At 63.2% G+C, this 21886-nt stretch carries 21 protein-coding genes and 1 tRNA gene; 14 read left to right on the top strand and 8 right to left on the bottom strand.

Annotation, left to right across the window (positions count from 1 at the left end):
• The first annotated feature begins 89 nt into the window (after positions 1-89).
• Positions 90-977 carry a WD40 repeat domain-containing protein gene (locus ACK4TE_RS09655; RefSeq protein ID WP_409911296.1) on the top strand — a complete coding sequence of 296 codons (888 nt, stop codon included), beginning with the start codon at positions 90-92 and terminating at the stop codon, positions 975-977.
• 18 nt (positions 978-995) lie between these two features.
• Here the strand turns inward: ACK4TE_RS09655 and ACK4TE_RS09650 are convergent.
• Positions 996-1079, bottom strand: a tRNA-Leu gene (locus ACK4TE_RS09650).
• 115 nt (positions 1080-1194) lie between these two features.
• Between ACK4TE_RS09650 and ACK4TE_RS09645 the strand changes: the two genes are divergently transcribed.
• Positions 1195-2664 (top strand): SLC13 family permease, encoded by a 1470-nt coding sequence (locus ACK4TE_RS09645; RefSeq protein ID WP_409911295.1) that lies wholly within the window; start codon positions 1195-1197, stop codon positions 2662-2664.
• Between the two features lie 118 nt (positions 2665-2782).
• The gene (locus tag ACK4TE_RS09640) at positions 2783-3448 is read left to right on the top strand and encodes a DUF2490 domain-containing protein (RefSeq protein WP_409911294.1); all 666 of its coding nucleotides are present in this window, start codon (positions 2783-2785) and stop codon (positions 3446-3448) included.
• Between the two features lie 62 nt (positions 3449-3510).
• Here the strand turns inward: ACK4TE_RS09640 and ACK4TE_RS09635 are convergent, their stop codons facing one another.
• Entirely contained in the window at positions 3511-3720 is a 210-nt protein-coding gene (locus tag ACK4TE_RS09635; protein WP_409911293.1) for a cold-shock protein, read from the bottom strand.
• Positions 3721-4087: 367 nt separating this feature from the next.
• Here ACK4TE_RS09635 and ACK4TE_RS09630 point away from each other — a divergent pair, with 367 nt between their 5' ends.
• Positions 4088-5557: a hypothetical protein gene (locus ACK4TE_RS09630; protein ID WP_409911292.1), complete on the top strand. Its 1470-nt coding sequence runs from the start codon at positions 4088-4090 to the stop codon at positions 5555-5557.
• A 7-nt stretch (positions 5558-5564) separates the two neighbouring features.
• Here the strand turns inward: ACK4TE_RS09630 and ACK4TE_RS09625 are convergent, their stop codons facing one another.
• A complete protein-coding gene (locus ACK4TE_RS09625; protein ID WP_409911291.1) occupies positions 5565-6776 on the bottom strand; it encodes an acetyl-CoA C-acetyltransferase in 1212 nt (403 codons plus the stop codon).
• A 165-nt stretch (positions 6777-6941) separates the two neighbouring features.
• On the opposite strand from ACK4TE_RS09625, the gene ACK4TE_RS09620 reads away from it, so the two are divergent.
• Positions 6942-7712 carry a DODA-type extradiol aromatic ring-opening family dioxygenase gene (locus tag ACK4TE_RS09620; RefSeq protein WP_409911290.1) on the top strand — a complete coding sequence of 257 codons (771 nt, stop codon included), beginning with the start codon at positions 6942-6944 and terminating at the stop codon, positions 7710-7712.
• A 211-nt stretch (positions 7713-7923) separates the two neighbouring features.
• Here ACK4TE_RS09620 and ACK4TE_RS09615 read toward each other — a convergent pair whose 3' ends face one another.
• The 4 genes from ACK4TE_RS09615 to ACK4TE_RS09600 form a co-directional block, all read right to left on the bottom strand.
• Entirely contained in the window at positions 7924-8706 is a 783-nt protein-coding gene (locus ACK4TE_RS09615; RefSeq protein WP_409911289.1) for an enoyl-CoA hydratase, read from the bottom strand.
• 80 nt (positions 8707-8786) lie between these two features.
• A complete protein-coding gene (locus ACK4TE_RS09610) occupies positions 8787-9272 on the bottom strand; it encodes a hypothetical protein (RefSeq protein WP_409911288.1) in 486 nt (161 codons plus the stop codon).
• Positions 9269-10024 (bottom strand): competence/damage-inducible protein A, encoded by a 756-nt coding sequence (locus ACK4TE_RS09605; RefSeq protein ID WP_409911287.1) that lies wholly within the window; start codon positions 10022-10024, stop codon positions 9269-9271. The genes ACK4TE_RS09610 and ACK4TE_RS09605 overlap by 4 nt, the downstream gene beginning before the upstream one ends.
• A complete protein-coding gene (locus tag ACK4TE_RS09600; RefSeq protein WP_409911286.1) occupies positions 10021-11334 on the bottom strand; it encodes a serine hydrolase domain-containing protein in 1314 nt (437 codons plus the stop codon). The genes ACK4TE_RS09605 and ACK4TE_RS09600 overlap by 4 nt, the downstream gene beginning before the upstream one ends.
• 122 nt (positions 11335-11456) lie before the next feature.
• Between ACK4TE_RS09600 and map the strand changes: the two genes are divergently transcribed.
• Both map and radC read left to right on the top strand, forming a co-directional pair.
• Positions 11457-12287, top strand: coding sequence for a type I methionyl aminopeptidase (gene map / locus ACK4TE_RS09595; protein ID WP_409911285.1), 831 nt, complete (start codon positions 11457-11459; stop codon positions 12285-12287).
• Positions 12288-12330: 43 nt separating this feature from the next.
• Positions 12331-13017, top strand: coding sequence for a RadC family protein (radC, locus tag ACK4TE_RS09590; RefSeq protein ID WP_409911284.1), 687 nt, complete (start codon positions 12331-12333; stop codon positions 13015-13017).
• Positions 13018-13036: 19 nt separating this feature from the next.
• Here radC and ACK4TE_RS09585 read toward each other — a convergent pair whose 3' ends face one another.
• Positions 13037-14617 (bottom strand): ABC-F family ATP-binding cassette domain-containing protein, encoded by a 1581-nt coding sequence (locus ACK4TE_RS09585; protein ID WP_409911283.1) that lies wholly within the window; start codon positions 14615-14617, stop codon positions 13037-13039.
• Positions 14618-14876: 259 nt separating this feature from the next.
• On the opposite strand from ACK4TE_RS09585, the gene ACK4TE_RS09580 reads away from it, so the two are divergent.
• The 7 genes from ACK4TE_RS09580 to ACK4TE_RS09550 all read left to right on the top strand — a co-directional run.
• Positions 14877-16370, top strand: coding sequence for a spinster family MFS transporter (locus ACK4TE_RS09580; protein WP_409911282.1), 1494 nt, complete (start codon positions 14877-14879; stop codon positions 16368-16370).
• A gap of 46 nt (positions 16371-16416) precedes the next feature.
• Positions 16417-17916, top strand: coding sequence for a spinster family MFS transporter (locus ACK4TE_RS09575; RefSeq protein ID WP_409911281.1), 1500 nt, complete (start codon positions 16417-16419; stop codon positions 17914-17916).
• 11 nt (positions 17917-17927) lie between these two features.
• On the top strand, positions 17928-18914 hold the full coding sequence (thrB, locus tag ACK4TE_RS09570; protein WP_409911280.1) for a homoserine kinase: 987 nt from the start codon (positions 17928-17930) through the stop codon (positions 18912-18914).
• A complete protein-coding gene (locus tag ACK4TE_RS09565; protein WP_409911279.1) occupies positions 18911-19468 on the top strand; it encodes a hypothetical protein in 558 nt (185 codons plus the stop codon). The genes thrB and ACK4TE_RS09565 overlap by 4 nt, the downstream gene beginning before the upstream one ends.
• Before the next feature lie 107 nt (positions 19469-19575).
• Positions 19576-20622, top strand: a complete 1047-nt coding sequence (locus ACK4TE_RS09560; RefSeq protein ID WP_409911278.1) for a hypothetical protein — start codon at positions 19576-19578, stop codon at positions 20620-20622.
• Between the two features lie 51 nt (positions 20623-20673).
• Positions 20674-21120, top strand: a complete 447-nt coding sequence (rnhA, locus tag ACK4TE_RS09555) for a ribonuclease HI (RefSeq protein WP_409911277.1) — start codon at positions 20674-20676, stop codon at positions 21118-21120.
• 367 nt (positions 21121-21487) lie between these two features.
• A partial coding sequence (locus ACK4TE_RS09550) for a hypothetical protein (protein WP_409911276.1) occupies positions 21488-21886 on the top strand: 399 nt, incomplete at its 3' end.

Below are 21886 nucleotides of genomic sequence, written 5' to 3'. Positions count from 1 at the left end.
GAGCATTTTCCAGGCTGAACGCTGCGCTTGCTCATTCCGCTGAAGCCGTACATTCTCGATTTTCAGGAGTCTTTCCGGAGAAGCGAGTTTTGGCTGACCCATCAAACTGGTGTATCGACCGCACACTGAAGAACCACGCGCGGGCGGTGAACGCGCTCGCGCTGTTGCCGGATGGGCGCCTCGCAAGCGGTTCCGATGACGAGACAATCCGGCTTTGGGATTTGGAAACTGAAGAAGCGGTCAAGATTCTCCGGGGCCATGAAGGCTCGGTCGCCGCGCTTGCAGTCACCTCCGAAGGTACGCTGGCCAGCGGCTCATACGATGGCACAGTGAGGCTTTGGAACCTTCACTCGGGCTTCGGGTACAGGATCGTGCGAGAACAGCTGACGATGCGTGTACTTGCCGCCTCAGGTGGAGGAGCTCTCGCCTGCGGATCCTATTCCGGCGTGATCACTGTCATCAACGGCGGCACAGGTGCCGGCCGCCTCGGCCCGCGCGCCCATAAGGCATGGGTCACCGCCCTGGCATGGCTGCCGGACGGGCGCCTTGCCAGCGGCTCACGGGATAACTCAATCATTTTCTGGGAGGCAGGACACATATCTCCCGCCGTCACAATCGCGGCCCATAAGGGCTGCGTCGCGGCGCTTGCCGTTTTGCCGGACGGAAGGCTCGCCAGCGGATCGCATGATCAGACCATCCGCCTGTGGTCAACGGATACGGGCGAGCTCACGGGCACACTAGCGGGACATGAAGCCCGCATCCTCGCCCTGGCTGTCCTGCCCGATGGCCAACTGGCAAGCAGCGCGGCAGACCGGTCCCTGCGCGTCTGGAATGTAGGGACGGGCGCGTGCACGGCGATCCATCAGGGGCAAGGGAGCGATATTCACGCCCTGCTGGCGCTGCCGGATGGACGCTTTGCCAGCGGCGGTGCAGACGGCACAGTCCTGCTCTGGCGCAGCGGCCCGAACGAACTCTGACTTGCGAGACCTGTACTGTACGGGCGGCCGGGCTTGAACCGGCATAGCCTTGCGGCTGAGGGATTTTAAGTCCCTTGCGTCTACCAATTTCGCCACGCCCGCACAGGACGCTGAGGGTTAGGGCGCGCCCGCGCAGATGGCAAGCGCCGCCGCTGGTTCCCCCTGCTGGCAAAGCGCGCTAAGCCTTCTGGCGGGAAGCGGATCAGAGGAATTCAGCATGACCAAACCCGGTGAGCCTTCACCGGCGGGAAACCGCGTGCCGACGGATGCCTCAGGTGCCAAGGGCGGCGTGAGAATCGGCCTCTTCCTGGGTCCGGCTCTTGCGTTGCTGATTGCACTGGCGCCAGCGCCAGAAGGCCTTGAGCGCGGCGGTATGCTGGTGGCGGGCCTGCTGGTGCTGATGGCCGTGTGGTGGGCGAGCGAGGCTGTGCCGATTGCAGTCACCTCGCTGTTGCCACTGGCCCTCTTGCCGCTGTTCGGCGTGATGGACCTGCGCCAGATTGCGGCGCCCTATGCGGACCCGGTCGTGCTGTTGCTGCTGGGCGGGTTCATCGTCGCGCTCGCCATCGAGAAGTGGAACCTGCACCGGCGCATTGCGCTGAACATCCTCTTGGTTTCCGGCGCGCGGCTGAAGCTGCTGGCGGCGGGCTTCATGCTGGCGACGGCGCTGCTCTCGATGTGGATTTCCAACACCGCAACCAGTCTGATGATGACGCCCATCGCCATCTCTGTCGCGCTCTCGGCCGGGGGCGGCCCGCGCCTTGCGGCGGCGCTGCTGCTGGGCGTGGCTTACTCGGCTTCCATCGGCGGCCTTGCGACGCCGGTCGGTACGCCGACCAACCTGATCGCCATGGGCTGGCTCGCCGAGAATGCGGACATCACGATCACCTTCCGCGAATGGATGGGCTTCGGCCTGCCGATTGTCGCGGTGATGTTGCCGGCCGCCTGGCTGATCGTGACCTGGGGCCTCAAGGCTTCGCCGGAACAATCTGCCGCCGCGCAGGATGTGATCCGCCGCGAACATGGCGGCCTCGGCCCCATCGCGCGGCCCGAGGCGCGCGTCGCCATCGTGTTCGGCTGCATCGCCTCGGCCTGGATCTTCCGTGAACAGCTGATCCTCATCCCCGGCCTTGGCGGCCTCACCGATATGGGCATCGCCATCATCGGCGCCATCACCATGTTCATCGTGCCGCACGGCGATGCGGAAACGCGCGCAAAGGGGCGCGGCTTTGGCCTGCTCGACTGGGAAGATGGCAAGAACATTCCGTGGGAAGTCGTGCTGCTGTTCGGCGGCGGCCTCTCGCTGGCTGCCGGTGTTCAGGCTTCAGGCCTCGCGCTGTGGCTCGGCACATCGCTCGCGGGCTTTGCCAGCCTGCCGCCGATCCTCCTTATCTTGATCATCGTGACGCTGCTGATCTTCCTCACCGAAGTGATGTCGAACGTTGCGGCGATGACCACTTTCCTGCCGGTGCTCGGGGCGCTCGCCACCGCGACCGGCATCGATGTGAAAAGCCTCGTCCTTCCCTGCGCGATGGCGGCGTCCTGCGCGTTCATGCTGCCGATCGCCACCGGCCCGAATGCGGTGGTGTTCGGCACGCGCCATCTCACCATCGGCCGTATGGCCCGCACCGGGCTCTGGCTGAACATCGCCTGCATCACCATCGTGACGCTCTGGTTCGGCCTGTAGCCAGACGCAGGACCTACTGTTTTCTGTAACTTTTCCATTGACGGAATCGGGGACCGCCCGTAGGCGGCTGCAGTTTGTTGTCAGATTTATGTCAACAGACGCTGCTTATGGCCTCCGCATGAAACGCACCTGCCTAGCCCTCGCCGCGATCGCCAGCGCCGCCGCGCCCGCCGCGCTGGCGGAGAACCAGATCTGGACGAGCCTCGACCTCGAGAAGCAATCGGGCACGAACCCGCGCATCGAATACCAGCTGAACACCGAGCTGCGCTACCAGCCCGACGGCGATCTCGACACGATCGAAATCCGTCCCGGGGTGCGCTACCGGCTGAAAAACCAGCTCGACCTTTCCGGCGGCTATCTCTATGCGAGCTCCCGCCGCGACGGGCCAGACCAGCGCGAACACCGTCTCTGGCAACAGCTTGGCTATGACGTATTCAAAGCCGGCGACTGGGAATTCTCCGGGCGCACGCGGATCGAGGAACGCTGGCGCGAAGGCGCGGACGGGATCGGCTATCGGCTGCGGCAGCGGTTCGGCGTCAGCCATCCTGTTCCGGGCACGGAGCTTCAGTTCGACCTCAACAGCGAAGCCTTCATCGTGCTAAACGATACGGGCTGGACCCGTTCAGGCGTTCAGGAGAACCGCGCACGCGCGACCGTTGAATGGGAGACCGGCAAGGGCCTTGAATGGTCAGCCGGCTATCTCAACCAGTTCCGCAACGGCACGAACGGCAGCGCGGATGAGACGAACCATCATCTCTATATCGGCCTGTCTGCAGGCTTCTGACGCGCAAAAAAGAACGCGCCCCGGAGGCCGGAGCGCGTTCTTCATTCTAGTCGATCAGACGATCAGGCCAGTTCGAGCGAGCTGACGGCAGTCTTGCCGGAGCGCTTGTCGATCTGCGTCTCGTAGGTCACTTTCTGGCCTTCGTTGAGATGCGAAATCCCCGAACGCTCGAGCGCCGAGATGTGCACGAACACATCATTGCCGCCATTGGCGGGCGCGATGAAGCCGAAGCCTTTTTGAGTGTTGAAGAATTTCACGGTACCGTTTGTCATGTATGTCTCATAGTCGTTTGTAGGCTGACAGTGCGCCAGCCCTTGCATATCGAATTCTGGAGGGGTTTCTGAAACTGCGCCCTTGAAAGGGTGCTGCGCCTGATCGTCCGGCCAATGTCGATGGGAGGCATATGCCCCCCCACCGCGAGAATAGCAAGTGATTTATCCGTAGGGTGAACTGGGATTGCGAACTAATGCGCCGTTTTGCCCGTGCGTTGGTTTGGGTGACATCGGATCGAGCAGGAAATCAAGTGCTCGCTTAAGTTGCTGTTGCATCGAGTGGTTATACTTGAGAGACTTGCCAAGGTTAGATGGTGAAACCCATTCGTCTGGTTGCTCCAGAATAATGGAGAAGAAGGGGGCAGATATGCATTCGCTTTGGACTACGCTTACTCATGACGAGCGCGTGATATTCTTCAATGAGCATGCACTCCACACCAAGGAAGTTTTTGACCAAAGCAAGGTTGAGTTGCAAAAGGTACCGCTCACCTTCTTTCAAGGCGCATTGCTGGTCAAAGCTCTTATTCAGCCCCAGAAAGTCAGTATTACTGGTCGCGGCGTTTTCGAAATCGATAAAACTTCCAGATCCTACTTCATCTACAATCCCCAACTCGCACGCGGGAAAGAAAAAATCATACCGCTCTCGAATAAGAGCGAGTCCATTGCTATGGCCAAGAGGGTCCTGAAGCCGAAAATTGATAGTTCAACTGTTGTCGACTACGTCAAGTTTTTCGGACTGATTGTTGAGGGGGACGAAGGTCCTTTCATGTTCATCGACCACGAAGATGAAATCCCATGGGCGATGAACATCAGTCAAAAGGAAAAGGACAAATTCATCGGCGCGCTTTCTGCTCGAAACGCGCATTCCGAGATTGATGGCACATTCGCAGTTAACGTCAGCTCTAGGAAGTACTTCATGGCTGGCGAAGTGTTCAAACTGACCATCCCTGCGATATATGGTGGCCATCCGTTTGCTACCGACATGTGTGTTACGAGCGATGGTTCAATCCGTATGGATGAAGATCACCATATTCCATTCGAAGGCTTGAACCCTACGCAACAAACACTGCCGTTCTACAAGGTAGAGCCCACAGCAGAACTGAGCAGGCACCTCAAGAGGCGCGATCTGCTGGCGAAGGTAGCGTTGGCGCCGCTGTTTGCAATAGCCGCGGCGCTTATACTTTTAGCCTTTTGCGCCGGCATCGCACATTTGCTGACAATCATAGACGTGCTTTTCGGAGGCATATGGTCAACCTTCTCGATCTGGCTAAGTAACTTGCTTTCCAAAGGCGGTCTCATAGCGAAGTTCGTATTTTTCGGATGCCTTCTGTCGATCTTGTTTCAAATCATTGCGCTTTTTGGCGGCATGTGGATTGAACATGTAGCCAAATTGCGCCCAGGAATAGCTGAACAAGCATTGGATGTTTGGAAGTCCAGACTTCGATCAAAGCATACAAAGATGCATCATCGCGTAGCGATGATCGCGAATACGACATTCATGAACATTCTGACGGCAATTCTGAACTGGTCAGCGGTACTGTTCCTGCTGCAGCATCATAATCTCCAGATGCTGTCCGATGCCGTAGCAGGAGTCGAATACCGCGTTCGGGACTTCGTTGGGTTGGCCATAGTCGAGGCAAGCGACTGGCTTGCGCGCGGCGAAGCGGCAAAGTATCTGCGACAAACATTGAACGCGTGGTTCAACATACCAAACGGCCTTACTCCAGCAGGCGAACTTTTGAAGTGGGTCGCGTTTATTGTTACTCCTGTGTCAATTTCGGCCAACATCACCCGACTTTGGCGCTGGTCGGCACCGCAGACGACGCACACAGAATGAGCATTGATTATGTGACGCGCTCGAACACGGCCGCCAACCCCTGCCCGCCGCCGATACACATGGTTTCAAGGCCGTAGCGGGCGCCGCGGCGGTCCATTTCGCGCAGCATCGTCGCCAGGATGCGCCCGCCTGTTGCGCCCACCGGATGGCCGAGCGAGATGCCGGAGCCGTGCACGTTGAGGCGCGCATAGTCGTCCTTGCTGAAGCCGAGCGCCTTGGTGCAGGCGAGCACCTGCGAGGCGAAGGCCTCGTTCAGCTCGAAGAGGTCAATGTCCTTCAGGGCAAGGCCCGCGCGCTTCAGCGCTTTCTCCGTGGACGGAACAGGGCCGATGCCCATCACCGCCGGGCCAACGCCGGCCGCCGACCATGTCACGAGGCGCGCCAGCGGCTTCAGGCCATGCTTCTCCGCCAGCTCTCGCGTGATGACGATACAGGCCGAGGCGCCGTCATTCTGCCCGCTGGCATTGCCGGCGGTGACGGTGGCTTCCGGGTCCTGCTTGGCGCGGATCGCCTTCAGCTTCGAGAGCACTTCGAAAGTGGAGTCCGGGCGCGGATGCTCATCCTTGTCGACCACGGTGTCGCCCTTGCGGCCTTTGACCGTGAACGGAATGATCTCCTCGGCAAACACGCCGTTCTTCTGCGCTGCCACTGCCTTGGCATGGCTCGCCGCCGCAAACTCGTCCTGCGCCTCGCGGTTGATCTGATAATCGCGGCGCAGGTTTTCAGCGGTCTCCAGCATGCCGCCCGGCACCGGGAAGTTCTTTCCGCCCGCCGTCACGCGGCCCGTCACCAGCCCGTCATTCACGGTCATGTTGCCCTGCCCGAGGCCCCAGCGCCAGTTGGTGGAATAGAAGGGCGCGTTGCTCATCGATTCCGCCCCGCCCGCGATCACGCAGTCCATCGCGCCGGTGGCAATCTGCATCGTCGCGTTGATGATCGCCTGAAGGCCCGAGCCGCAACGCCGGTCAATCTGCATGCCGGTCACTTCCACCGGCAACCCGGCATCGAGCGCCACCACGCGCCCCAGCGCGGGCGCATCCATGGAAGGATAGCACTGCGCGAAGATCACATCGTCGACCACATCCTTCGGCAATCCCGTGCGCGCCATCAGGCCCTCGACCACGGCCGCGCCCAATGTGTGCGCATGCACATCGCGGAACGAGCCGCCAAAGCCGCCGACCGCTGTGCGGACAGGTTCACAGATCACGACATCGCGCATGGATTTCCTCCCGGATTTGTTCCCTCTGCTGATAGGCCCGCAGGACGCCTTCGCGCAACCTCCAAGGCGCCCATGCCCTCGCGGCATAAGTGTTAGCGCCGCGCCGGGCCTACCCACGCGCGGGCGGGATGGCTAACTGGAAAGGGTACTCTGAAGGAGGCCGATTTGCTGGCACCGATTTTCGTATCTCACGGCTCGCCGACGCTGCTGTTCGACGATGTGCCCGCGCGCGATTTCCTGCGCGTCCTCGGCCCGTCGCTGCCACGCCCGAAGGCCATCCTCGTCGTTTCGGCGCACTGGGAAACGAATATCCCGGCGCTCAATGCGGTCGCCGTGAACGAGACGATCCATGATTTCGGCGGCTTCCCGCAGATTCTGTTCGACCAGCGCTACCCTGCCCCCGGCGACCCGGCGCTGGCGGAACGTATCGCCGGACTGATCGCGGGCGCGGGCTTCCCGGTAGGCATCGACACCGCGCGCGGGCTCGACCACGGCGCCTGGGTGCCGCTGAAACTGATGTATCCGGCGAATGACATTCCGGTGCTGCAGCTTTCGGTGCAGACCCATCTCGGCCCGGCGCACCACCTCCGCCTCGGCGAAGCGCTCCGCCCGCTGACGGATGAGGGCGTGCTGATCCTCGCCAGTGGCAGCTTCACGCACGACCTGCGCTCGGTCAGCTGGCGCGGCCCGAACGAAGCGCCGGACTGGGTAACGGAGTTTGCGGACTGGATGACGGCAGCGCTGGCCGAAGGCCGCGTGGACGATCTCGTGAACTATCGCCGCCTCGCGCCCCATGCTGCAAGGAACCATCCGACAGAGGAGCACATACTGCCGCTGTTCGTGGCGCTGGGCGCGGGCGGGCTCGACGCCCGGACGCTGCACCAGTCGCTGACCTTCAGTGTGCTGAGGATGGATGCGTATGCCTTTGCGGCCTAAGTCTTGTCATCCCGGCGAAAGCCGGGACCCAGTGCTTCGTTCCAAGAGCTCATTCTGAGCGAAGTCGAAGAATGGGCGCGTGCGGACACGTAAGTGCGCCCGCTATCCTTCGACTTCGCTCAGGATGAGCTTCGTGTTGTTCGGGATTGAAGCACTGGGTCCCGGCTTTCGCCGGGATGACAGGAAAGGAGGCCGGAGTAAAAAGCTGCAGCTACCCCTGCTGATCCCTGCCCCGCGCCGTCACCTGTTTGCGCGCCTCTTCTACGGCGGCGGCCGAAACAGACGCCGCGTGGTCGATCGAGCGTTTCACCTCTTCCTTCATCGCGGCGGCGAAAGTCATGCCGAAGCCGTCATCGATCAGGGACTTGTACTTGCGCAACAGGTCAGGGTTGGTCGACGTCATTTCTGTGGCAAGCTGCAACGCGGCAGGCACGAGCTCGGCCGCCGGGTAGACGCGGTTCACGAGGCCCCATTTCTCCGCCATGTGGGCGTCGATGAAATTGCCGGTGAAGGAGAGCTCCTTGGCGCGGCTGATGCCGATCAGGCGCGAGAGTTTCTGCGACAGGCCCCAGCCCGGCACGATGCCGACGCGGGCATGCGTGTCGGCAAACTTCGCATGTTCGGAGGCGAGCAGCACATCGCACATCAGCGCGAGTTCAAAGCCGCCAGTGATCGCGAAGCCGTTGATCGCGCCGACGATGGGCCAGGGATAGGCCTCCATCGCGGCGGCGAGGTTGATCGCCTTGGAATCTTCATCCGCGCCGAGCGCAAAGCCTGTCTGCCCGGCTTCCTTCAGGTCGATGCCGGCGGTGAAGGCGCGGCCGTTTCCGGTCAGCACCACCGCGCGGATTTCGGGATCGTCCTTCAGCTCGGTGAACACCCGCACGATCTCGGCCCGCAGCGCGCGCGAAAGCGCATTCAGCGCATCAGGACGGTTCAGCGTGACCAGCATCACGGCGCCGTGGCGCTCGGTCAGGACGATGGGCTCGGACATGGGGCACTCCTCCGGAAAGTATCAGAGGGAGTGATAAGCCCGCCCCGCCCCCGCGCCAAGCCTGACGCCGGGGAGAGCGATCAGGTCTTCTTCTTCGTCACCATCCGGAACACGGCGATGCCCAGCGCGACCAGCGCGATCGCCGCCGCCAGATAGAATAGCCCCATCTTCAGCGGCGTCACCCAGGCCTTAGCGTCAAGCGCATCGGCGGCGCCGGAGAGCGCGAGTGCCTGGATCGTATTCTCGGTGAGGTCGACGATCAGCACGGCGAAACCGGGCACCGCCGCCACCTGTCCCAGCTTTCCGAAGAACCGCCAGGCGAGCCCGGCGAACAGCAGGCCGAAGGAAATCGGGAAAGCCGTATCCACCAGCACCGTCACCCAGAAATGCGCCGACTTCTGCTCCGGCGTCATCGCGGCAAATGCCTCGCGGATAACCACCGGCTCGTCCAGCATGTCGAGATACTGCCCGCCGACCGCCGGGCTGAAATACTGGAAAGCGAAGGCGCACAGGACCATCAGTACAAAGAGCGCCCAGAGAACGGGCGTACGCGTGATGAGGCTCATGACTGGATCTCCGGTTCAACGCCAAGGGAACGGGTGAGCGCTTCGAGCTTGGCCTGCGCGGCGGCAAGCGCAGCTATATCTACCGAGCGAGCAACAAGGGCAACGCCGTGATCGTCAACCGCGCCATACCAGGGATAGGACCCGATGGCGACGCCGGGCGCTTCCTTCGCGATGGCGCCGAGTCCTTCGGCAATGTCGCCCTCGCGCAGGCCTTTGCCGCGCACGGTCACCTTGTGCACCACCGCGCCGGTCTCCAGCCGCGGCCCAATATCCTCGAGCATCGCGCGCGCAATCGACGGCACACCGGCGAGGGTGAACACATTGCCCGTCTGGAATCCCGGCGCGCCGGAAACCGGGTTCGCTACAAGGCTCGCCCCATGCGGGACACGCGCCATGCGGCGCCGGGCGGGTGTGAACTCCGTACCCATCTTCGCATAGCGTTCGGCCATGTCCTTCAGCGCATCGGGATGTTCCGAAATGCCGACCCCGAACGCCGCCGCAATCGCGTCCGCCGTAATGTCGTCATGCGTTGGCCCGATGCCGCCGGTAGTGAAGACGTAGGTGTACTTCGCCCGCAACTCATTCACCGCCGCGACGATCTCCTCTTGCACATCCGCCACCACGCGCGCCTCGCGCACCGGGATGCCGAGCGGTTCCAGAAACTGCGCGACCTGCTGCAGGTTGATATCGCGCGTGCGGCCGGAAAGGATTTCATCCCCGATCATCAGCACGGCGGCGGTGGGTGCACTCATCGTTTTTCCTCGAACGCGTCATACACCATCTGCGCCGACTCCGTGCGCATGTCCTGGTCCAGCGATCCGCCGAACACCTGGATCATGCCGATGAAGGTGAGCTTGTTGACCGGGTCCACCCAGAACCAGGTGCCCGCCGCGCCGCCCCACATGAAGGAGCCTTTCGGATAGACAGCATCCTCCGCGATGATGACACCAACATTCAGGCCGAAGGCCACATTGTTCACCGCATCCGGGGAGGAACCGTTGTGCCAGATGAACTTGCCAGCCGGCAGGAAGTTCGATCCCATCATCGCCACCGTTTCCGGCTTCAGGATCTGCACCCCGTCCAGCGTGCCGCCATTGGCCAGCATGGTGGCGAAGCGGGCGAAATCGTCCATCGTGCCGACAAGGCCGTGACCGCCACCTTCAAAGGCAATCGTGTCCTGGGTGTAGAGGAAAGCCGGCGCATCGAGCGGGCCGACAAGGCTGCCATCCTCCGGGCTGCGGCCCCAGACATCGGAGAAGCGGTCATACTTCGCTTCCGGCACAAAGAAGGCGGTGTCGGTCATGCCCAGCGGCTCGAACATCCGTGTACGGAAAAATTCGCCGAGTGACATTCCGGACAGCCGCTCGATCATCGCCCCCTGGATGTCCACGCCGATCGAATAGTCCCAGAACTCGCCCGGCTGGCGCTTCAGCGGGATCGCTGCCACGCGCCGGATCATCTCGCTGGCATCCGGCGACTGGAAGATTTGCGCGGCGCGGAACTGGTCATCGACATAATTGTCCGGCGCCAGGCCGTAGCCGAAGCCAGCCGTATGGCTCATCACTTCCTGCACGGACGGCGGGCGTGTCACCGGCACCAGCACGGGCGCGCCAGCCTCGTCATGGCCGGTGAACACCTGCAGCCCCTCAAACTCGGGAAAGAATTTCGTGATCGGGTCGTCCAGCTCGAACTTGCCCTCTTCCCACAGCATCAGCATCGCTACGCCGGTCACCGGCTTTGTCATCGAATAGAGGCGCCAGATCGTGTCTTCCTCCACCGGCGCGCCATCTGCCGCCCGGCGGATGCCCGCCCGCATCTCGCTGATCACGTCGCCGTCCACGATCAGCCGCGTGGCGATGCCCTTCACCCTGCCCTCGTCGATATATTTCGCCATGCGCGCCTCCAGCGCGTCGATGGCATCCGGCGAGAAGGCGTATTTCGGCTTGTCCGCCACCAGCGACAGGGGCTGCGGATCTGCCGCCGGCGCCTCTACCGGCCCACTGGCGCACGCCGACAGGATAAGGGTCGCCCCCGCCATCCAGAATGTCCCGAATCTGCGCATCTGCCGCTCCCTCCATGGTTTTTCCGCCCGCATCACTGGCAGGGCCCGGCCCGTTGGGCAAGCCATGCTGCGGCCGCAGGGGGGGAGTGGAATTGCCGCCCCGGACCTGCCATATTACCTCCATGACCGAAACCGAACTCCTCCTGCCGCTCCGCACGGGCGAAATCCGCATTCACGACGCCGAAGGCTTCGAAGGCATGCGCCGCGCCGGCCGCCTCGTCGCCGAATGTCTCGATATGCTCGTGCCGGAAGTGAAGCCGGGCGTGACCACCGAATATCTCGACCGGCGCGTGTTCGAGTTCGTCAACGACCATGGCGCGATTTCCGCCACAGTCGGCTATCGCGGCTATCGCCATGCCTCCTGCATCTCGGTGAACCATGTCATCTGCCATGGCATCCCCGGCCCGAAGGCGCTCAAGGATGGCGACATTGCCAATATCGACGTGACCCTCATCCTCGATGGCTGGCACGGCGACCATAGCCGCATGTACGGCGTTGGCGACGTCAAGCGGAAGGCCGAGCGGCTGATGGAAGTCACCTACGAAGCCATGATGGCCGGCATCGCGCAGATCAAACCCGGCAACCACTTCGGAGATATCGGCGGAGCGATCAGCGAGATTGCGCGCCTCAACCGCTATTCGGTGGTCGAGGATTTCTGCGGCCATGGCCTTGGCCGCCTGTTCCATGACGAGCCCAACGTCGTGCATTCCTCCGCCTACGGAACAGGCCCGGAACTGAAGCCCGGCATGTTCTTCACGGTCGAGCCGATGCTGAACCTTGGCCGCAAGGATGCAGCCGTCCTCCCCGACGGCTGGACCGCAGTGACCCGAGACCGCCAGCTCTCCGCCCAGTTCGAACATTCGGTGGGCGTGACGGAAACCGGCGTGGAAATCTTCACCGCCTCACCTAAAGGCTGGCATGAGCCGTTCAAGGTGAAGAGCCAGGTTTCCTAAAACCCCTCTCCCCCCGCGTGCAAAATCTGCTACCAAACGCGGGATGGACACCCCTGAAGAACCCCACTGGTCCGGCCACCGGGACCGTTTGCGCACCAAGCTTCTGAAGCGCGGCGCGGGGGCACTTGAGGATTATGAGGTGCTTGAAGTGCTGCTGATGGCATTCATTCCGCGCCGCGATGTGAAGCCGATTGCCAAGGCGCTGCAGCGGGAATTCGGCAGCCTGTCGGCCATCCTCGCCGCGCCGCCGGAGGAGCTTGTGAAGGTCGATGGCGTCGGCGAAACGGTGGCCGCATACATAAAGGCCATCGCCGAGCTTCACTCCCGCGCCGGCGCCGAGCCGCTGAAGCGGCGCGAGGCGATCTCCTCCTGGACGGCGCTCGTTACCTATGTTCAGCGCGAGTTGCAGCACGAGAAACGCGAGCAGTTCCGCGTGCTTTTCCTTGATCGCAAGAACCAGCTCCTGAAGGACGAAGTGATGGGCCGCGGCACGGTCGATCACGCACCGGTCTATCCGCGCGAGATTGCGCGCCGCGCGCTGGAACTGCAAGCCTCTAGCCTCATCCTCGTTCACAATCACCCCTCGGGCGACCCGAAACCTTCGCGCGCCGATATCGACATCACGCGCGAGCTGATCGATGCGTTGCAGGCATTTGACATCACGGTGCATGATCACCTGATCGTGGGCACGACGGGCGTGGTGAGTTTCAGGTCGACGGGGTTGATCTGAAACCTTCAAGCTCGAAGAGCTATCCCAACTCAATCCGTCTCTTCACCCCTACGCGCTCCAGAAACGCCGCATCGTGGCTGACCACGATCAGCGCGCCGTCATAGGCGTTCAGTCCGCCTTCCACGGCCTCGAGAGACTCGATGTCCAGATGGTTTGTCGGCTCGTCGAGGATCAGGAGTTGCGGCGGGGAGGCGCCGCCGAGCACCGCCGCGAGACCGGCGCGCAGCTTCTCACCGCCGCTGAGGGAGCCTACGACCTGCAAGGCCGCCCCGGCCCGGAACCTGAAACGCGCGAGCGAGGCGCGGCAGGCATTTTCGTCCGCCTGCGGATTAAGCCGCCGGAAGTTCTCAAGGATCGTGTCCTGCCGGCGCAGCAGGCTCACGTCCTGATCGAGCAGCACGAAAGGCACCTCCACCCGCGCCCCGCCCGAGAGCGGCGCGAGCGCGCCAGTGATCACTTTCAGGAGGGTTGACTTGCCAGACCCGTTCGGCCCGGAGAGCGCGATCCGCTCTGCCCCGCGCACCTCTGCGGCAAGCCCGCGCAGCACGGGCCGCGCGGCATCATACCCCGCCACGATATCCTTCAGCACAAGGACAGTCCGCCCCGGCGGCAATCCGGTTGGCGGCAGCGTGACTTTCATCTTCTGCAGCACTTCGATCTTCGCGCGCGCTTCGCTTGCCGCCTCCTCCGCCTCGCCGGTCAGGCGTTCGGACAGCTTGTTCAAGTAGCCGCCCGAATTTTCCGCGCGCCGCTTCTGCGCGCCGAGCAGGATGCGCGGCGCGCCGCCCTTTGCCGCCTTGCGCGCGCCCGCGCCGTCGCGCCGCGCCTTGCGCTCGGCCGCGACCTGCGCCTTGCTCCGCGTCTCGTCCAGCTGGCGTTCGGCCTCGGCCAGGTCATGCTCTGCGGCCGCCAGCTCCAATGCCTTCCTCGCCTCATAGGCGCTCCAGCCGCCGCCATAGCGGCGCGCGCCCAGCAAGGTCAGCTCGATAATGGCGTCCATGCCTTCCAGCAATTCGCGGTCATGGCTGACAACAATCGCGCCGCCGCGCCAACCCGCCAGCATCTCCGCCACCGCCGTGCGCCCCTCCCGGTCCAGATTGTTGGTCGGCTCATCCAGCAGCAGGAAATCCGGCGCCGCAAACATCAGCGCCGCCAGCGCCGCGCGCGTGCGCTGCCCGCCGGAGAGTTCGGCGAGCGGCGTTGCCGCCGCCACATCCAGCCCCACTTTCGCGGCCGCCTCGGTAAAGCGCGCTGGCAATGTCCAGTCGGCGGCGGCGAAGTCTTCCTCGCTGCCCGCTCCCTCGTCGATGCGTGCGAGCCGCACAAGGTCGCCGCGTATGGCGAACAGGTCCGCCACCGTCTCGCCGGGTGAAGGCTCCAGCGCCTGGCGCAGCACACCGGCGGATCCCGAAATCGTGATCCGGCCCGCCGAAGGGGAAAGCTCTCCGGTGATCAGTTTCAGGATCGTGGATTTGCCGATCCCGTTCCGGCCGATCAGGCCAGTGCGTTCCGGAATGAAACTGAGATTGAGGTCGGAAAAGAGAACCCGGCCATCAGGCAGGGCAAAGCTGAGATCCGACAGGGTTATCGAGGCAGGCATGGGCGCAGGGCTTCCGGCAAAGTGATCCGAGGGCGGTCGTTCTGCGGAAGTCGTTCATGGCCGGAGGCCTCCCCATCGTGTGGACGCAATCGGAATAAACCCGCCGCCGCCCACTTTCAACCCCGGCGCCCTGTCAACAAGGTTGAACTGCAGACGCTGCCCTGACGATAACACTTGCAGGCGCCAACTGTCCCGCTACCGTCGCGCCACACAATCAGCGGGCCGGCAGAAGCGCGCATCCCCGGGAGGCAAGAGACACATGACAACCGCAACAGCGGCCGATACCGGCAACGGTCACATCACCGGCTTCGGCACCAAAGGCTATCGCGCCTATGTCCTCGTCGCCCTGACGCTGATCTACACGCTGAACTTCATCGACCGCACGATCATCACGGTCGTCGCCCAGCCGATCATCAATACCTTCTCGCTCTCCGACACCCAATGGGGCCTGCTGACCGGCCCGCCCTTCGCCCTCTTCTATGCCGTTATGGGCATCCCCATCGCGATGTGGGCCGACCGCGGCAACCGCGTCTTCATCATCACGCTCTGCGTCATCGTCTGGTCGCTGATGACGGTGTTCTGCGGCCTGGCCGCCAGCTTCATCTGGCTGCTCCTGTTCCGCATCGGGGTCGCCATCGGCGAGGCGGGTTGCACGCCGCCCGCCAACTCCATCATCACCGATTACTTTCCGCCCAAGAGCCGCGCCAATGCCATCGGCATCTATTCGATGGGCGTCACCATCGGCGGCGTGCTCGCGCAACTGTTCGGTGGCCAGCTCGCCAGCCTGCAGGGCGAAACTTTCGGCGGATGGATCAATGCGATCGGTCTCGGCTTCCTGTTCTCCGGCATCAACTGGGCCGAGGTTGAAGGCTGGCGCCTTGTCTTCGTCATTGTCGGCGCGCCCGGCATTCTCGTGGCGCTGATCCTGTGGCTGACCACGCGCGAGCCGCCGCGCGGCTATTCCGATCCGAAATCAACCGTCGTCGAGAAGGCCGGCTTCTTTGAAGCCTTCAAGGAGTTCGGCAAGAAGCCGACCTTCTGGACCATCTCGCTCGGCGCCGCCTTCGTGGCCTTTGTCGGCTATGGCCTGATCAGTTTCCAGGCGCCGTTCCTGATGCGCGTGCACGGCGTCTCTGTCGCCGAAGCCGCCATCAACTATGGCGCGCCGCTGGCCGCCGTAGCCGCCTTCGGCACTTTCCTCGGCGGCTTCCTGTCGGAGAAACTCGCGCCGCGCTTTCCCGCCGTCGCCGCCTGGCTTCCGGGCGTCGGCCTGCTGATCGCCATTCCCGCCTATATCCTTGCCTTCCTCAGCCCGACGCTCACCTTTGCCTTCTGGATGTGGGTGATCGCCGCCATCGCGCACTATGCCTATCTCGGCGCGCAGTACACCGTCTCCACATCCATCGTCAGCCCGCGTTCGCGCGCGACGACCGTTTCCGTCATGCTGCTGATCATCAGCCTCATCGGCAACGGCATCGGCCCGCTCTTCACCGGCATGATGAGCAGCGCCTTCATGGGCGGTATCGTGAAGAAGAACGGCCTCGAGGAGGCCTTCGCCAGCTTCAATCCCGGCCTCTGCGGCGCGCGCATCGCGGAGCTTGGCGAAGCCGGCCCCGCGCTCTGCTCGGCCTATTCCGAAGGCCTGCGCCAGTCGATGGTCGCTACCGTCATCTTCCTCGTGGTCGCCGCAGCGTTCTATTTCCTCGCCTCACGCACCTACCTGAAAGACCGCTGGAGCCCCGCCACGGCCTGACCTCTTTCACCCAAATCCCTTTTGCCTGACTGTCGTGGAGACCCGAATGACCGACGCCGCCACCCCTAGCCAGACACAGACCGATGAGCGCCCCGGCTACCTCACAGGTTACGGCACACCGCAATATCGCGCCTATGTGCTCAGCTCGCTGCTGATCGTCTATATCTTCAACTTCATCGACCGCTCGATCTTCAACATCCTTGTCGAGCCAATGAAAATCTCGCTGCAGCTTGAAGACTGGCACATGGGCGTGCTGGGCGGTCTTGCGTTTGCGATCTTCTACACCACGCTCGGCATTCCGATCGCGCGCATTGCCGAACGCCGCAGCCGTATGCTGATCATCGTCATCTCGCTTGCCCTGTGGAGCCTGATGACCGTGCTGTGCGGCTTTGCCGTCAGCTTCCTGACCCTGTTCATTTTCCGCATGCTGGTCGGCGTCGGCGAGGCAGGCTGCACGCCGCCGGCGCAGTCTGTGATCGCGGATTATTTCAAACCCACCAGCCGCGCCACGGCCGCCTCGATCTATGCGCTCGGCGTTCCGCTTGGCGGCATGTTCGCGGGTCTCGCGGCCGGGCCAATCAATGACTACGTCACCGGCGAAAACGTCCACCATCTGCTTGAGTCCTGGGGCTGGACCTGGGTGCTTGGCCTGTTCGACTGGAAGAGCCTCGAAGGCTGGCGCATCGCCTTCATTGCAGTTGGCCTGCCGGGCGTGGCATTCGCGGTCATCCTGCATCTCACCGTCAAGGAGCCGCCGCGAGGCTATTCCGATCCGCCCGGCGCGCCGAAGAAAGCCGTGCCGGACGGCTTCGGCACCGTGCTTAAGGAGCTGCTGAACAAGCCGACCTATGTGCATGTCGTTGCCGGTGCCGCGATTGCCTCCTTCGCGGGCTATGCGGTCGGCGCGTTCTCCACGTCCTTCCTGCTGCGTACACACGGCCTGACGCTGACGCAGGCGGCGCTGATCTTCTCGCTCGTGCTTGGCCTGATGGCGGCGCTCGGCGTTTTCCTGTCGGGCTACCTCTCGGACAAATTGGCCGTGCGCGTTCCGAAATCGCTGTCCTGGCTGCCGGCCATCGGCATGGGCCTGTCGGTGCCGCTCTACTGGATAGGCTATCTTGCCCCGACCGTGCCGCTGATGATCCCGCCGCTGATGCTGGCCGCGACGCTGCACTATTTCTACCTCGGCCCGATGTATGCCGTCTCTGCCGGCGTCGTCGACAGCCGCACGCGCGCCACGGCGGTCGCCATCACCCTGTTCGCGGTGAACCTGATCGGCATCGGCCTTGGACCGACCGCGATCGGCTTCCTGTCGACATTCCTGAAAACGACCTTCCTGAGCGGGAACGATCTCGGCCTGACGCTGCAGATCTGCCGCGACCTCAGCGTGCTTTCCCCGGAACAGGTGACCGCCTGCCGCAGCGCCGACTCGCGCGGGCTGCAATGGTCGATCATTGTCTTCGCCTCGCTCTATGGCTGGGCAGCGATCCACTACCTGATTGCCGGCAAGACGCTGCAGCGTGACATGCTGTCCAAAACTGCGTAAGTCGCCCGCCTATGGCGGTCTATACGCAGGTCTCTGACGAAGCCCTCTCGGCCTTTCTGGCGGAGTATGATCTTGGCGATGCCCTGTCCTTCAAGGGCATCGCCGAAGGCGTCGAGAATTCGAACTATTATCTCGAAACCGAGAAGGGCCGGTTCATCCTCACCCTGTTCGAGAAACGGGTGAACGCGGCCGAACTGCCCTACTTCATCGGCCTGAAACAACACCTCGCGGCGAAGGGCTATCCCTGTCCGCAGCCGGTGATGGCCCGCGACGGCGAAGCGCTGCGCACGCTGGAAGGGCGCCCGGCGGTGATCGTGACTTTCCTCGAAGGGCTGTCGCCCCGCCGGCCGAATGTGCGCCAGTGCCGCGAGCTCGGCGTGGGGCTCGCGCGGATGCACCTGGCGCTGGAAGACTTCGCGATGGTGCGCGAAAACTCGCTCGGGCCTAAAGCCTGGGCGCCGATGTGGCAGGGCCGCAGCGAGGCCGCCGACGCGCTGCAGCCCGGTCTTGCCGCGACGGTGGACGCCGCCCTCGCCCGCATCCGCAGCGCCCGCGCCTTTTCCGGAAGCCTGCCGCGCGGCACCATCCATGCGGACCTGTTTCCGGACAATGCCTTCTTCCTCGGCGACCGGTTTTCCGGTGCAATAGACTTCTACTTCGCCTGCACCGATGCACTCGCCTATGATGTCGCCGTGTGCCTCAATGCCTGGGCGTTTGACGAGGGCAATGCGGCGGATGCCTCGCGGCTGGAGTACAATTTCTCCAAGGGCTCGGCCCTGCTTGCGGGCTACCAGTCCGTCCGACTGCTGACGGAAGACGAGCTGGCTGCCCTGCCCGCGCTCTGCCTCGGCGCGGCGATGCGCTTCTTCCTGACGCGGTTCGTGGACTGGACCTCGACGCCCGCCGGTGCCCTCGTGCGGCCAAAGAACCCTCTTGAATATGCCGCACGACTGGCGTTCCATCTGCGCATGGAAAGCGCAGAAGGATACGGGGCGTGACACAGGGGCCGGAGCCCGCTGAGACCCTTCCCACCTATGCCACGTCGCCGCGCCCGAAACGGGTGAAGCGGGTGTGGCTCGCCACGTTCGTGTCTGCCCTTGCCGCCTGTCTCAGCGTGACACTGATCGGCTTCATCCTGATGGGCGTGACACAATCCCTGTTCGGGATTTTCGGGACAGGTCTGAACATCGGCCAGGGCAGCTTCAGCGGCGGCATGCAGATGGCGATGGTCCTGGCCAGCTATAACTTCTTCCTGTTCTTCATCACCGTGCCGGCGGCGGCGCTGGTGCTTGGCCTGTCGGTCGGGCGTTTCCCGCACCGGGGCATCCTTGCGCTGACGCCGTACCTGCGCTGGGGCGCCATCTGGGGGGCGGTCCTTGTGGGCACGGTCACCGGGGTGTTCGGCAGTTTCGGCGGCAGCGCCTCGGCCCTCGGCGCGTTCCTCACAGGCGGCGGAATCGGCGCACTTGCCGGCACCTTATGCGGTTTCCTGATGCACAAGATCATCGACCCGGTGCGCCAACTGCGCGATGTCGATATCGGCGTGTTCTGATGCGCGCCGCCCAGCAACAACTGAAAAATCCCCCTTGAATCCAATGCAGGTCAGGCGTCCCATGACGCGGATTCGCTTGGGAACACGGCGCATTGAAGGGGACCCGAATGCAGCTTTTCCGCAATTTCCGCCCTGCCCTTATCGCGGCGGCGTCGACTCTCCTGCTTGCCGGCCTTCCCGCGAGTGCGGACCCTGTCAAGGTTACGCAGGGACGGGTAGAACTGCCGACGTCCGGCCTGGTGATCGACCTGCCCGCTGTCGCGGGACGCAGCTATACTGTCTCCTCAAGCTGGTGGCTCGATGCGGACAAGCAGATCTTCAACACACGCGATGTGATTGACGAGTTCGATGCCGGCGGAAAGCTGATCCTGGGAACATGGGTGCAGAGCGGATTTTTCAACGCCGGAGGCTGCGCAGATGTGCTGGCCGAAACCGATCTCGACGCGTCCTGGACCACGAAGACGACGCTGTGGGGCGAAAGCTGGGATGTGAAAGGCGGTATATACACCTTCACCGGAGACCTCGGCCGGCGCCCTGCCGTGCAACTCTGCCGGGACGGGAAAGACGGCACCTCGCTGCTGTTGCACTATTACCTTGTAGACCGCCCGGACACGGCCGGCCAGGCGGAGACGATGCAGGCCGTGGCTGCTTCGGGCGTGATGGCCGCAGCCTCCCGTTCGTACACGGACAATCGCGTCGCCGATGTGAAGCCCACCTTGCGGCCGGAAGTGCGAAAAAGCAGCGGAGATGCGGCGCGGACAGTCGAACTTGCGACCAACCGGATGCGCGTTGACCTGCCAGAGGACGGCTATGTCTGGCTTGCCTTTGATGGCGACGGCGTGGATTTCCTTGAACGCACGATGCCTTCGCTGCCGCCGGTGACGGTGGAAGTGGTCGCGCTTGATGGATATTCCTGCGACGAAGTGCTGGGCTCCTTCACGGAGAACCTCCTTCCGGACCACAGGCCGGTAAACCTGCCGGCGGGCTGGTCGGCCGGCAATGGTCTCGACGTCGATGGCGATCCGGAAATGATCATGTGCCATGCCCGCGCAGAGGGCGCGCTGATGGTCGGCGTGTTTCAGGGGCAGAACCGGGATGTGACCCACCTTCACCCTGTGCTCGGCGCCCTGCTGAACGCCCGAAGTGCGGACTGAAGCGACCCGGCACGCTTGACGCCTCCGGCAAAGCGGGCCACGCCCCGAGGCATGAGCGATACGATTGAAATCTGGACCGATGGCGCGTGCAGCGGCAATCCCGGCCCCGGCGGCTGGGGCGCGCTGATCCGGTGGAATGGCCACGAGAAGGAACTGTTCGGTGGTGATCCGGCGACGACCAACAACCGGATGGAAATGATGGCCGTGATCGAAGCGCTGAACGCGCTGAAGAAGCCGTCAAAGGTCACGCTGCATGTCGACTCCACCTATGTGAAGGACGGCAAGACCAAGTGGATCCACGGCTGGAAACGCAATGGCTGGAAGACCGCCGACAAGAAGCCCGTGAAAAACCAGGACCTCTGGATCGCCCTCGAAGAGGCCTGCGCCCGCCACGAGATCACCTGGAAATGGATAAAGGGCCATGACGGCGACGAAGGCAACGAACGCGCCGACGCCCTCGCCCGCCAGGGCACCGACCTCGCCCGCCCCCGGAAATAACCCGCCTCCGCAACCCTGTAAAAAGCTGGAATCGCCAGTAGCAAACTCCAGAAAGCCCCTTCTTCCTTGGGAGAAGGGGTTGGGGATGAGGGGGAGTGACTTCCAAGCTGGACGCAGCAGCGGTGTTTTTCCCTAAGACCCCTGCGCAGGCAGGGGTCCAGTCTTTGTTGCGCTGTATACCTGCCCTCATCCTGAGCCTGTCGACGGACGCAGGTATCCGCGGCAGCACTCCGCAACCGGGCTTATGCAACACCAAATCCGGCCAAACGCGTCAAAATCCCCCTACGGATCAAAGCCCGAAGCAGAAAGATCAGAAACCCAACGCTACACCCCCACGCATGGGTTTATGCTCCCGCCCATGATCTCCATGCGCCAACTCCGCAGCGATCCCAACTTCGCGCCGCTCTTCCGGCACGTTCACCCGCTGTGTTGGCCGATCCTCTGGTGGTCCCTCAACCGCATCTTCCTCTGGTTCGATCACTGCGGCTACGAAAACGTCCTGCTCGCCACCACAAGATGGGGCTACGTCTACCCCGCCTTCCTCGGCCAGAAGAAACCCGACCCGTCAGCGTACAGACCATATGTGCGAGAGAAGCCGCGCTTCGATGATCCCTGCTGGTCAACGCTGGCGCCAACACACTTGCTGGCGCTCGCCACAAGCGAAACGCTGCGGCCCTGTCCCCATCCTCCCCTGCGCAGCGGGGGAGGTGGCAGCGCGCTCCGCGCGCTGACGGAGGGGGCCTGCGCCCTCTCCCCCATCCCCAAC

Origin of the sequence: Hyphomonas sp., assembly GCF_046313975.1 — a bacterium.
GTDB lineage: Bacteria > Pseudomonadota > Alphaproteobacteria > Caulobacterales > Hyphomonadaceae > Hyphomonas.
This window is presented reverse-complemented; position numbering and strand designations above follow the sequence as displayed.